The organism is Adlercreutzia mucosicola DSM 19490, assembly GCF_000422625.1.
Classification (GTDB): Bacteria; Actinomycetota; Coriobacteriia; order Coriobacteriales; family Eggerthellaceae; genus Adlercreutzia; species Adlercreutzia mucosicola.
On sequence record NZ_AUGK01000006.1, the window covers coordinates 215817 to 228546 of the forward strand.

The following is a 12730-nucleotide window of genomic DNA, read 5'->3' on the forward strand; positions in this document are numbered from 1 at the left end:
TCCTTGTTATGCGTCCTTGGCAGGATACAGATTGACGACTGCGTAATCGTAGCGACTCTGGGTTCGAAGTCGCCGCAGCGACTGGACGCCTCTTGAGGTCAGATCGCCTTCCGCATCGTTGAGCCCCCGGGCCTCCAGCAGACGCTCAATGGCCTGATCGGGGTCAAGCGTATGAAGGGGAGCGAACTGCCCCACGAGTTCTCGCCCAGGGATAGTGCGATAGATGCTCGCCGATGATTTCTCGCGCGTGTAGGCCCAATAGCGATAGAGATACCCCATCCAGTAAAGCACCTCGGCATCATAGCGGATGGTGCCGTAGGCGCTGGGTCCGTATTGTTCCTCGAGTTCGGCATAGAGGGATTCCGTTGAATCGGACTCGTCGAGGAAGCGGTCGCTGTCCATTCGGCGCGCAACCGTTGAGTTCATGAATCGTCGAATGAAAACGGGCGAACTGCAACGGCAGTGTGCCGCCGATGTCGCGAACAACTCGCCCTGGATGCGGCAGAGGAGCAGTCCGTCGTGGTCTATCGCCCTCATGAGAGAAGCTCCTCGATGTACAGTCCCTGTCCGCGATATTGCCGCCGCGCCGCCTTCGCCTTAGTGAGGCCAATGCGGGTGCTCTCGCTGCGCTCCGCCTCGTAGTGCCGCCTTTCCCGTTGACCCAAGAAGCAGTGCTCAAGCACGCGCACCTGCTCAAGGGCGCGTTCCGTGGTGAAGACGTATTGTCGGCCGAGGTCGGTGGCGGAAAGGCTGTGCTCGCATTGCAAGTCAGTGATCTCCCCATCAATGAACTGGTCGATAACCTCGTACATGCGGTTGTCGGCGATGGGGGCGATCAGATAGTCGGCAGCGCTCACGTTGCGGCGGAGCTCGCAAATGACCGGGTGGTTGTCGTAATCCTTGAGCCTGCCCCGAAAACTCGCGATTGTGAGCATCCAGTGGCGGTCGACGGCAAAGCTAAGGCAGCTGAGGCCCGTGGGATTGAAGGCGATCATATAGAGCGACGAGTGCGGAAACGCCGTGACGAACATGGCGGATTGGGCGAGTGTTTCGCCGCAGTAGAATCCTTGGCCGAAGTCGTTGTTGGCGCGCGATGCGGAAGCGGACAGCGGTCCTGTGATACCCGATTTCGATCCATGGAAAAGTGCGATCTCGGATGCGCGCCCCAGTTCTTCCTGATAGAGCTGGGCCTTGATGCGGTTCAAATCGATGCCTCGGGAGAATGCATGGTCGTAGAACCCTTCCAGGGCATTGGCTCGAGGTTGCGAAAGGCCTTTAATCCAGCGGTCGAGGGTCATGGTCGAGGTCCCAAGCTGTGCTGCCAGCTCTTTCTTGCTGCAGCGAAGAAGCTCGAGTGCAAGTTGGAGATCTTCACTGAATCGATAGTCCATGGTGCCCCCCTTCTAAACTTTATCATAACAAATGTTAATAAGAAGTTTATCCCAGAAGATGATTGGGGACAAGGAGTCGGTTTTCGCTAAGAGTTGATTTGCGAGACTCCAGGCCTCACGCCATGCCGTCGGGTAGAAGGGGCAAGGTTGGCCTTATTCCGCCCTGCGCCCTCTTATGTGTGATTTACCCCAGCATGGCTTTCAGGGAGTTTAGGACAGATTGTCCCATGGGTGTAACGAGGCAAACCTTTGCGAAGAGGGCAATGACGATGATTGTGATGAGCACACCCACAATAGTTGCAATTGTTGAGTTGCGTCGAGCTTTTTTGCGCTCATCCTCAAGGAATCGCTCCCAATTTATCAGGTCGTTTTCCTTAATCGACCAGCGTCCGTTACTAAGCTTTTTCATGGGAAGGCCGCGACTAATTTGCTTGCCCACAAACCCTCTTGAGCAATTCCAGCGAATCATGAGATCTTGCATATTGTAGGTTCGGGGGATTGGGGGCTGTGAAGGAGATGCCTCGGACGGCCGGGAAGAAGAGTTTGCGGCCAAAGCGGGAGAAGCGGAAGACGTGATTGGGGCGCTTTCAACAAACACGTCCAGGCCTGAAAGGTCGACTAGTGGGAAGGATTGCGACGGAGCCGCCGCCTTCGCCTCTTGCACCCTCTCATTGACATTTGCTCATTATAGAATGATTTATGGTGTTTGGCGGCTAGCATCCTTCCGCGGGGGACTTCCTCCGACGATGTGGATTGCGGGGGGGGGCACATTTGTTGGGGCCTGCCGCCTGCTATTCACCGCCGATCTCGGCGACTTCGCGGGCGAGCTCTATCATGTTCTCGACGGCGCGGGTCATGAAGCGGCCCCTCACGTAGGCCAGGTAGATGGGGTGGAATCCCGCGGGCGCTTCGGTCAGGCGCACGGTGCGCAGCTGGGCGAAGGGCGCCAGGCCCAGGGTGTCCAGCGACAGGCCCACGAAGGAGGGGTCGGCGGCGATCACGCTGCCCAGGGTGATCTCGTCGTAGCAGTGCTGCCGCACGGTGCTCGGCGCGCCCGTACGGCGCACCAGGTCGTGCACCTCTTCTCCGATGGAGGAATCGGGCCAATAGGTGACCAGCGGAAACGACCCCAACTCGTTCAGCGACACTTCGTCGCGGCCGGCCAAAGGCGAGCTCTCGTGCACCACGGCCACCAGATCCTGGTGGGTGATGGGAATGAACTCCACCGCCGGGTGCCCCGCCACCTGCGAGCAGAACACCACGTCGTAGATGCCCGCTTCCAGCCGTTCCACCAGATCGGCGGTGAGCCCTTGGTACAGCCGCGCGTCCACGGCCGTACCGAAGCGCTCGCGGTAGCTCTGCAGAAGTCGCGGCAGGAAGCCGGCCTGCACGGTGAAGATGGTGCCGATATCGATGGAGCCCGACAGGCTGGAGGCGTGTTCCTGGGCGATCTGCGTGCCCTTGTCGATGGCGTGCAGCCCGGCGGTGATATGGTCGCAGAACTCCTGGCCCCACTTGGTCAGGCGCACGTTGCGGCCCGTCTGCTCGAACAGGGGGATGCCCAGCTCCCGTTCCAGTTGCTTGATGGAATTCGACAGCGCCGGCTGGGTGATGTAGAGCGCCTCGGCGGCCTTGGTGAAGTGCTCCACCTCGGCGAGCTTCTTGAAGTACCTCAGTTGGGCGAGATTCACCGGACCCCCTTGCGTCGTTGCCTGCGGGGCCATCATACCGAAAAGCGGTGCCGCCCCACAGCTTGGCAGGGCGGCGCGTTCATAGGCGTTTTCTATGAATGGAAGGAGGGGCCGCGGCGTCGGCGTGTGCGGACCGACGCCGCGGCCAAAGGCGGGGGGGAGCCGGAAACCCCGTAGGGGAGCGCTCGCGCGGCGAGTCGCCCTCCGTAGGGGCGGGCTTCAGGCCGCCCGCGGCCCGCGGGCCGTGTTCCACCCGCAAGCCGCGGAGCGCAGGCCGGCGTTAATCCCGCTGGCTGGGCGTCTCGTCGTAGAGGTAACTCAAACGACCGTTGTGGTTCTCGCATTCGCGGGCGATGGTGATGCGCTGCACGGTGGGAGCGCCCTCCTCCAGCCACATGGCGCGGCAGTCGCGGTACAGGCGCTCGGTCGGGCCGTAGGGGGAGTCCTCGAAGTAGCCGTCGCCGCCGAAGATCTCCAGCATCTCGTCGGACACCAGCTTCACCGTATCGATGGAAAGGAGCTTGCAGATGGCGGCCTTCTCGTCGATGTCGGGCCCGTAGGGGTCATGGTCGAAGTCGCGGGCGAAGTCGTAGATGGCGCAGCGCAGGGCGTGGATGGAGGCCTGCATGTTCGCGATCTTCATCTTGATGGCCTGGCGCGTGGCGATGGGCTTGCCGAAGGTGACGCGGTCGCGGGCCCGGGCCAGCGACATCTCCAGCATGCGCTGGGCCATGCCCAGATTCGAGCAGGCGATGTGCACGCGCGACACCGACAGCGAGTGGATGGCCACCTCCATGCCCTGGCCCTCTTCGCCGAGCAGGTACATCGGGTCCAGCTTCACGTTGGTGAACTTCAGGCCCGCGTGCCCCGCGCCGCGGCAGCCTATCATATGGGGCATGGGAACGGTCTCGAAGCCCTCGGCGTCCACGGGCACGAAGAAGGCCGATAGGCGCGTGTCCTTCGGGTCGTCGGGGTTGGTCACGGCGATTACGTAGGTGAAATCCGAGCAGTCGGTGTGGGAGATCAGCCACTTCTCGCCGTTCAGAATATAGTTGCCATCCTCGTCTTTGATGGCCGTCGTGTGCAAATCGGCACCGGTGCCGCCGGTCTGCTCGGTGATGGCGAAGTTGCAATAAATGGACTTGTCCTGGAACTTGTCCATGTAGCGGGCCTTCAGCTCGGGCTTGCCGTAGTCGTCCAGGATGCGCCAGTTCATATCGGCGGCGTGGTGCAAGTGCATGCGCATGCCGCCAGGTCCTCGGGAGAACTCCTCCTGCACGCGCAGGATTTCCTGCTCGTTGAGGTTCCACCCGCCGTACTCGGCCGGCAGATAGAAGCGGTACAGGTCGTTGGCGCGGGCCAGCTCGTAGAACTCGTCGGGGAACTTGTTCGTGACCTCGATCTCCTTCTGCATCTCCTCGAAAGGCCCCTCGGCCAGCTCTCGGATCTGCTTGAGATAGGCTTCGAATTCCTCGTCGGTAATGGTGGCGTTCGGATTCATGGCTTCTCCTTTTGACGGTGCGGCGTGTTCCGCTGGGTATATCCTGCGCCTCGCCGCTGCCGAAATCCAATTAAACCGAGCGATGATTTTCCGCGCAACCCATAAGCCCGACGAATAGGAGGTACAATACCCGCCATGAATAAGACGGGAAAACTGGTGATCGTGCCCACTCCCATTGGGAATTTGGGGGATATGACCTTGCGCTCGCTGGACGCGCTGCGCGGCGCCGATACGGTGTGTGCGGAAGACACGCGGGTGACGGGGAAGCTGCTGGCACACTTCGATATCCGCAAGCCCCTGGAGCGGCTCGACGAGGCCATGATCGGCTCACGGGCGGCTGGCGTGATGGAGCGCGTGGCGGCCGGCGAGGTGCTGGCCTACTGCTCGGATGCCGGCATGCCCGGGGTGTCCGATCCGGGGCTGCGCTTGGTGGCCGCGGCCCGCGTTGCCGGCGTGCCCGTGGAGGTGCTGCCCGGCGCCTCGGCGGCGGCCTGCGCCTACGTGGCCTCGGGCACGGTGTGCCCTCGCTTCTACTTCGGGGGATTCTTCCCGCGCAAGGCAGGCGAGCAGCGCGCGGTGTTGGAAGAGCTGCGCGGGCTGGATGCGGCGCTCGTGTTCTACGAGAGTCCGAACCGCCTGGTGACGGCGCTTGCCGCTATTGCTGAGGCGCTGCCGTGGCGCGAGGTGGCCGTGTGCCGCGAGCTGACGAAGCTGCACGAGGAGGTGGCGCGGGGCACGGCGGCCGAGCTGGTCGAGCGCTTCGCCGCCCGGGCCGAAGAGCCCGGCGGCATCCGCGGCGAGATCGCGCTTGTGATCGATGCGCCGAACGCCCAGGAGACCGCTGCTGATGCCGATGTCGCGGCGGCGAGCGCCGAAGCGCGTGCCGCCGAGCTGGCTGAGGCGGGCCTGCGCACCAAGCAGATCGCCAAGCAGCTCGCTGCCGAGTTCGGCATTGCCCGCAACGACGCCTACGAGCTGGCCATGGCCGCCGCTCGATGACCCCGGCGTCGTGCTGAGCGAGCGAAGCGAGTCGAAGAATCCCATGGCAACGCGAGGAAGACGCCCTGCAAAGACGATGCCGCCCGAGATCGCTCCCATCGATGATCTGGAAATCGTGCTCACCCGCAAGGCCATCAAGAACATGCACCTGCGGGTGAAGCCGCCCGACGGGCGCGTCGAGGTGTCGGCCCCGCTGCGGCTGCCGCTTTCTACCATTCGGGGGTTCGTGCGGGAGAAACGCGCCTGGATCGAGGCCCAGCAGCAGGCCATCGCCGCATCGCCGCGGGCCGAGGCCGCGGCGGCCACGCCGGAGGAGGTGGCGGCCTGGAAGGCGGTGGTTGCGGCCTGCGTGCCCGCGCTCATCGCGGCCTGGGAGCCCATCATGGGCGTGAGGGCGGGCACGATCGCCTACCGCAATATGAAGAGCCGTTGGGGGAGCTGCCAGCCGGCTACGGGGCGCATCTGCATCAACGTGCGCCTGGCGCTGTATCCGCCGGAATGCCTGGAATACGTGGTCGTCCACGAGCTGTGTCATCTGCTGGAACGCGGCCACGGCCCGCGGTTCCACGCGCTCATGGATCATTTCATGCCCGACTGGAAGGAGCGCCGCGCCAAGCTGCGCTAGACTGGAGAGCGCAGTAGAGCCCGTAACCGAACGTAGGGGCGGCGTTGCGGGGAAGGTTTCAGCCCTCCCCGCAACGCCGCCCTCCCCACTACCGCGCCCGGCCCCGGCGGCGAGTCGCCAGGGCGAGGGCTCCGGCTGCCAGGGCGGCGGCGAGGGCGGTGCCGGCCGCCGCCGCCAGGGCGTCGCCGGTCTGGGCCAGCCTGTGAGCGATGGTGGTGCGCTCGTCGGCCTCGCCGTCGATGACGCCGCCGAGTCGGTCGACCCCCGGCGGGTAGGCGGGGTCGGAGGCGACCCTGCCGTGCGACTTCTCGTATGCGCCCCAGCCGCCGGGCGGGTCGAAGGGGGCGCCGGGCTCGGGATGGGCACCGTCGGGGTCCCACGCCGAGGGCGGCGTGCCCAGGCCGACCGCCACGTTGCCGATGTCGGCGCCCACGGCGGCCCCCGTCACGAGCGCGTCGAAGGCCAGCGTGACCCGCTGCCCGCCGTGCAGGTGCCCGCAGGCCACGGCCAGCACGCGGGTGGCCGGGTCGTAGGCGGCATCGTCCACGGCCACCTCGCTCCCGTCGGGCAGCGTCAGGCGGATGGTGCCGCTCACGGGCTCCAGCCCCTCGGGCACGTCGTCGCGGATGACGGCGTCCATCCAGCTCGTGCCCGCCCCGTCGTTGCGCAGGGCTATCTCGTAGCGCACCGTGTCGCCCACGTGCGTGGTGCCGTCGCCCCGGCTCGCGTTCTCGGCGGTCTTCCCGACCGACACGTCGCCCTCCTCCGGGTCGCCGCCCACGAGTACCGGCGGCTCTACGGGTGGCGTGAAGGCATCCGGATCGCCGGACGGGGGAGTCGCCGGCTTCCCGGGGCCGGCGACTCCCGGCGCCGGGTCGGGGTCCTTCGAGGGCACCTTGCCGTGGGCGAGCGCGATGTTGGCGTTCTGCGCGCCGAGGGCGGCCTCCGTCACCTCCACGTCGAAGGAGAGCGCGGCCCTCTGGCCGCCCCACATATCGCCGCAGGCCACGGCGACGGTGCGGCTCGCCCGGTCGTAGGCCGCGTCGTCCACCGCGATGGGCTCCCCGCCGTCCACGGCCAGGCGGATGCTGCCCGGCACCGGCTCCATGCCCGCCGGCAGCGGGTCGCTCACCACGGCGCCGACCAGGCAGCTGTCGGCCGGGCCGTCGTTGCGCAGCTCCACGGTGTAGCGCAGCACGTCGCCCACGCGGGTGACCCCGGCGTCCGGCCTCGTCGTGTTCTCCACCGACTTCGACAGCTTCACCTTCGGGTCGGCCGGGACCACCGCGCCGGGGCCGGGCGGCGTCGCCGGGTCGGTGTCGGGCGGGGCCACGGGCCCCACGTCGGGCCCGTCCGGGTCGTCGGGGCTCGGGCGCTTGCCCGTAGCCGAGGCGACGTTGGCCAGGTCGACGGCGGCCGGGTCGGAGAAGTCGAGCCCCTCGCGCACCGTGCACTCGAAGGACACGGTCGCCGAGGAGCCCCCGCCGACGTCGCCGGCGGGCACTGTCAGCACGGGCCTTCCGTCGGCCGCCGGTGCCGCCAGCGAGAACTTGCCCACGTCGGAGGCCGCCACCGACGGCGCCTTCGAGAGAGGCTTGCCCGCGGCGCCCGCCGACGGGTTGTCCAGCTTCACGGACCTCTCGTCCAGCTCCAGGCACGCCGGCAGCGGGTCGGTGACCACGACGTCCGTCCACAGCGACCCCTTGGCCCCGTTCGACGCCTCGATCGTGTAGCGGATGCGGTCACCGGGCTGGGTGGGCCCGCCCGGGTGCGTCAGGTTCTCGGCCCTCTTCGCCAGCGCGGGCGCGGGGGCCACGGTCGCGTCGGGCCTCACCGTCACGTCGTAGATGAAGGTGGCGCCGGTGTAGGCCCCGTTGGGCTCCTGCTTGATGACGAGCTCGGTCTTGCCGACCGCCTCGGGGTCGAGCAGGACCGTCAGGTTCCCGTCCTCGTCGCGCACGGGGTTGCCGTCCTCGTCGCGCACCAGCTCGGCCTCCAGGATGGTGCCGTCGGCCGTCTCCACGGTGATGGGCCCCGACGAGGGGGTGTCGATCTTCAGCTCCACGCGGCCCGGGTTCGTCTGGCCGGGCTCGTGGCCGTGGTAGGTGAGCGTGATGGTGCCCTTGTATATCTTGTCGCCGGGCTTGTCCGGGTCGGCGCCGGGCTCGGCGGGCTCGGGATCGGGGTTGGTGGCGATGGAGGGAGGGGGCAGGGCGGGGTCGAACCCGTCGGGCGTCTCGAGCTTCGTGGTCGGGTTCGGGTCGATGGGATCGATGGCCACCTCGACCTTGGGCGCCGCATCGGGGTTCTCGGCGGGGTCGGTGCTCTCGAGGAAGTTCGCGGGGGCGCCGCTTGCCTGCTGCTCCTCGTCGGGCGGCAGGAACTTGAGCGACACCTCGTGGCGGCCCTCGGCGCCCACGCCGGGCACCAGGTGGTCGGTCTCCGAGGGCTTGAAGGTGTAGAAGAACTGGGTGTAATGGCCCGTCCCGTCGTCGCCGGCGCGCACGGCGTTCTGCGGGAAGGCGGGCTTGCCGTCCTCGCCGAGGATGACGTTGCCCTTCTCGTCCTTCTTGTCCTCGAACAAAAGCTCGATGGGGCCTCCCACCGGCTCGCCGTCCACGTAGAGCTGCACGCGGCCCTCGGGGGCGGCGGCCGTGGGCTTGGTGGGCTCGCTGCCGTCCTGCCCGTCGACGGTCTCGGCGCGCTCGATGACCGCGCTCACCTTGAGCGACTGGTCGGAGGGATGGGGGTTCCCGCCCGGCTTCTGGCCGGCGTCCGTCTCGTCGACCCACTCGGCCGCCAGGTCGCGCACCTGCGAGGCGATGGGCATGACCCTGCCCCACATGACGGCACGGTGCCCCCAGTAGCTCTTGGCGAACTCGGCGATCTCCGCGTCCGAGCTGCTCTCGTCGGCGTACTGCTTCGATACGAGCGTGATTTTCAGGGCGCCGACGTTGACGGGCATGGTCGTGCTGCTCGTTTCGGGGCCCGTGGGCGTGGCGTTCTCGCCGTTATCGCCCGGAACGCGGTCGTGGGGCTGGTAGCGGTACTCGATGAGCTGCTTGCCGCTGCTGTCGGTCACCTTGTCGAGCACCTTGTTGTCGGGCGCCGGCGTCGTGATGGGCTTTGAGGCCAGGTCGTAGGCGGGCAGCGGCGTGCCGTCGTAGTACTTGGTCAGCGAGGAGAGGTAGTCCTTGTCGTCTATCTCGAAGTCGAGGTAGCGCTTGAGCAGATCGCCCGCTTGCCCCGGCTCGCGGAAGAGGGGCAGCACCTCGCGGACGTTGCCGTCGTCGTCCGCGTAGGTCAGTTTGACGGAAATCTGCTTTTTCGTGGCCTCCTCGGGCAGCCACAGGTACAGCTTGCCGTCGGTGAACTGGGTCGGCGCGCCGTAGGGGTAGTCGATGCCGCCCACGGTGAGGTTCCAGTCGATGATGGGGTTGTCGCCGGAGCTGCCGGTCTTGTCCAGCTCGGCCATGAGATCGATGGCCACCATGGACACGGCGGGGTTGTCGTTGCGGCTCGTGTCGACGGGCCATGCGCCGAAGGCCGAGTCGTAGCTGTGCTGTCCGTTGATGAAGGCCTGGAAGCCCTCCTGGCTCTTGGTGCTCTCCACGTAGCCGATGCGCACGGAGCCGCCGATGACGCTGACGGCGCCGCCCTGGGCGCCGATACCCATGGACACGCACTCGGTAAGGGGATTGCCGCCTTTCGACAGGGCCTTGCTGGTGTCGGGGAGCACCGTGCCGCCGGCGATGACGATCTCGTGCCCCTCGTTCCAGGAGCAGCATCCCTGGCCGATGGCGTTGCCGTGCATGTCGCCGTGGGGCTTCAGCACGCCGCCGTTGATGTAGATGTCGCCGGCGCAGGTCTTGCTGGCGGCAGGCACCGTGTGGGGCGACCCCTGGCTCGTCTGGACGAGGTTGTTGCCCAGGGTGTCTGCGAACTGGTAGGCGTTCGCCTCGGAGCACACGGCCCACCCGCCGCCGCCGATGGAGGCGCCGTGGTATGAGGTCCATGTCTCGATAACGCCGCCGTTGAAGGTCATCTTGCCGCCGCTGCCGCCAGCTCCTCCTCCGATGGAGGCCGTGTAGGCGTATTGGTTGCCGGCGCCGCGGGCATAGGTGGTGATGATGCCGCCGTTAAAGGTCATGTCGCCCGCGTCTTCGTACTGGACGCTGCCGATGGCGGCTTCCAGGCTGTTGCCCGTCACCGTGAGCTTGCCGGTGGTGAGTTCCTTGGAGGCGTTTCGCGTGGCGTTCTCCAGGAGCGAGAGGCGGTCGCCGCCGGGGGTGGTGCCTGCGGTGTAGGTCTTGCCGTCGTTGCCCACGAAGGTGGTGCCTGCGGGGATCTTGCCGGGATAGTGCTCGGGATCCATCTTGATGGGCTCGCCGGAGGTGGTCACATTGGGGACATGGTCGTCGATGACGAGCTCGGTGCCCTCGCCGCAGTGGATGCCCGGCCCCTGACGGCCGTCGGTGGCGGTGAGGGTGTTGTCGGAGTTCTCCGCCAGGGTGATGCGCAGGCGCGTTTTCGGCTCGATGGTCTTACCGTCAGCGTCGCGGTTGCGCTCGATATGGCAGGGGATGGGCGAGTCGATGTTCACGTTGTTCAGGACGATGTTCGCCTGAACGCCGGGGTTCACCCAGATGGTGACGTTCTGGGTAGCCGAGGGGAAGCCGTCGGTGGAAAGCGTGAGCTCGGCAGAGCCCTTGATGACGAGCTTGTGCAGATTGTCGACAAGCGTGTTGCCGCCCGTGCGCGCGTGGCGCGTGTAGGTGTCGTCGACGAACTCGAAGTCGACGCCCGGCGTGCCGCCGGCGACGTTGATGCCGAACCGGCTACGATCTGTTGAACGCACGGTGCCCGGGTTGGGGGTCTGTGTGGCAGAAGCAGGGGGAGCGGCGATTGATTGATCGGCTGATGCAGTGAGGGGGAGTTTGCCAAGAGAAAGGGCCGCAACAGTATTCGTATGGGGCGAGCTGCTTTCGTTGAGGGTCAGGTCAGTATCGCCTTGAATATCCTCGAACGGTAGAGGAGCGGCAGAGTTGTTTGTACGAGCGCTGCCGATGAGGGGGATGGCGGGGCTCTGCAGTTGGCCGGCCGGGCTGTCTTCAGCTGGGGCGGTTTCGCCGGTCGCGGCAGCGTCGGCTACTGGCTCAGAAAACTCGATGGGGGGGGGTCTCCGTGATTTTGGCCTGTGGCTCGGCGAGCGCGGCCGCGGGCACCATCCCGCAGGCGAGCGCGGCCGCCAGGCCGAGGCTCAGAAGCGACCCCCGTCGCTTCTCTCTCATGGTGGTTCTCCTTCTCTCGGGCGCGTCTCTGATGACGCGGGATCGGCTCTGAATATAGCGCTCTCGCTCGCTTTTCGCAAGGTCGATATTGCCGATGGAGTCATTGCTTCGCTTAAGATGAGGTGCAAGAAGTTAACGTTTTGCACCGTATATGCAGAGTGGAGTACAATAAGCGAAGTACAAGGAGGTGTGCCATGGCACTCAAGCAGGCGGCTACCCGCATCGACGCCGAGCAGTACGAGCTGTTCAAGGCCACGACGCGTCAACTCGGCACGACGCCGTCGGATGCAATTCGCATGTTCATCTACTCGTTCAACGACTGCGGGGGCTTTCCCTATGAAGTGAGGACGACGCGCCCCGTGGTGGAGGCCTTCGAGACGGAACGCGACGCAACGCGTTTCGCGACGGCGCTCTCTTTGGGAGTGCTTGATGAGACGCGGTGAAGTTTGGACGCTGCGGGATGGCAGCTACGCATCAAAGGCGCGTCCCGTTGTGGTGGTTCAGAATGAGTCGGTGGCCGAGTTCGACTCCATTATCCTGTGCCTGCTGACGAGCTACGACTCCGATGGGATGCCGACACGCGTGAAGATCAGGCCTTCCGAGAGCAACGGGCTGTTCAAGACGAGCTATGTTATGGCCGACAAGATCATTTCCGTGGACAAGGCTCTTCTGGGAGAGCACATCGGCGTTCTCGCTGACGAGGATATGGAATTGGTCGGCCGTAGTTTGGCGAAGATTCTGGGCCTCGGCTGAGGGCCGAGGCCCAGACCATTGGCATCAAGCCGGGGTGCAAACGAAGGGGCCCGGCGGCGCGATGCCGCCGGGCCCCTCGGTGCGCCTGGCCCGCGCCTACCGCGCCGCGCGCTCCCGGCGGCGGGCGGCGAGCAGGGCGGCGCCGGCGGCCAGGGCGGCGGCCAGGGGCAGGCCGGCCGCGGCGGCCAGGGCGTCGCCGGTCTGGGCGAGCTTGTGGGCGATGGTGGTGCGCTCGTCGGCCTCGCCGTCGATGACGCCGCCGAGCCGGTCGACCCCCGGCGGGTAGGCGGGGTCGGAGACGACCCTGCCGTGCGACTTCTCGTATGCGCCCCAGCCGCCGGGCGGGTCGAAGGGGGCCCCGGGCTCGGGCGACTCCCCGTCGGGGTCCCACGCGGAGGGCGGCGTGCCCAGGCCGACCGCCACGTTGCCGATGTCGGCGCCCACGGCGGCCCCCGTCACGAGCGCGTCGAAGGAGAGGA

11 protein-coding genes are annotated in these 12730 nt (G+C 66.3%); 4 read left to right on the forward strand and 7 right to left on the reverse strand.

Annotated elements, in window-relative coordinates; all coding sequences use genetic code 11:
- Positions 1 to 6 precede the first annotated feature (6 nt).
- The 5 genes from G503_RS13810 to G503_RS0105060 form a co-directional block, all read right to left on the reverse strand.
- Complete coding sequence (locus G503_RS13810) at positions 7 to 537, reverse strand: hypothetical protein (RefSeq protein WP_051190943.1); 531 nt, start codon at positions 535 to 537, stop codon at positions 7 to 9.
- Positions 534 to 1391, reverse strand: a complete 858-nt coding sequence (locus tag G503_RS0105045; RefSeq protein WP_028026723.1) for a DUF3990 domain-containing protein — start codon at positions 1389 to 1391, stop codon at positions 534 to 536. The genes G503_RS13810 and G503_RS0105045 overlap by 4 nt, the downstream gene beginning before the upstream one ends.
- Positions 1392 to 1575: 184 nt before the next feature.
- Entirely contained in the window at positions 1576 to 1830 is a 255-nt protein-coding gene (locus G503_RS0105050; RefSeq protein WP_028026724.1) for a hypothetical protein, read from the reverse strand.
- Positions 1831 to 2182: 352 nt separating this feature from the next.
- Entirely contained in the window at positions 2183 to 3082 is a 900-nt protein-coding gene (locus G503_RS0105055) for a LysR family transcriptional regulator (RefSeq protein ID WP_028026725.1), read from the reverse strand.
- A gap of 280 nt (positions 3083 to 3362) precedes the next feature.
- On the reverse strand, positions 3363 to 4583 hold the full coding sequence (locus tag G503_RS0105060; protein WP_028026726.1) for an acyl-CoA dehydrogenase family protein: 1221 nt from the start codon (positions 4581 to 4583) through the stop codon (positions 3363 to 3365).
- Between the two features lie 135 nt (positions 4584 to 4718).
- On the opposite strand from G503_RS0105060, the gene rsmI reads away from it, so the two are divergent.
- Both rsmI and G503_RS0105070 read left to right on the forward strand, forming a co-directional pair.
- On the forward strand, positions 4719 to 5582 hold the full coding sequence (rsmI, locus tag G503_RS0105065) for a 16S rRNA (cytidine(1402)-2'-O)-methyltransferase (protein ID WP_035021759.1): 864 nt from the start codon (positions 4719 to 4721) through the stop codon (positions 5580 to 5582).
- 43 nt (positions 5583 to 5625) lie between these two features.
- Positions 5626 to 6207 (forward strand): M48 family metallopeptidase, encoded by a 582-nt coding sequence (locus G503_RS0105070; RefSeq protein WP_051190944.1) that lies wholly within the window; start codon positions 5626 to 5628, stop codon positions 6205 to 6207.
- Positions 6208 to 6295: 88 nt separating this feature from the next.
- Here G503_RS0105070 and G503_RS13815 read toward each other — a convergent pair whose 3' ends face one another.
- Complete coding sequence (locus tag G503_RS13815) at positions 6296 to 11065, reverse strand: DUF11 domain-containing protein (RefSeq protein WP_035021762.1); 4770 nt, start codon at positions 11063 to 11065, stop codon at positions 6296 to 6298.
- A gap of 627 nt (positions 11066 to 11692) precedes the next feature.
- Here G503_RS13815 and G503_RS0105085 point away from each other — a divergent pair.
- Positions 11693 to 11941, forward strand: coding sequence for a type II toxin-antitoxin system RelB/DinJ family antitoxin (locus G503_RS0105085; protein WP_028026729.1), 249 nt, complete (start codon positions 11693 to 11695; stop codon positions 11939 to 11941).
- A 49-nt stretch (positions 11942 to 11990) separates the two neighbouring features.
- Positions 11991 to 12251: a type II toxin-antitoxin system PemK/MazF family toxin gene (locus G503_RS0105090; protein WP_235715497.1), complete on the forward strand. Its 261-nt coding sequence runs from the start codon at positions 11991 to 11993 to the stop codon at positions 12249 to 12251.
- 96 nt (positions 12252 to 12347) lie between these two features.
- On the opposite strand, the gene G503_RS0105095 is transcribed toward G503_RS0105090, so the two are convergent.
- Positions 12348 to 12730 (reverse strand): LPXTG cell wall anchor domain-containing protein (locus G503_RS0105095; RefSeq protein ID WP_028026731.1); only part of this gene is annotated, 383 nt, incomplete at its 5' end.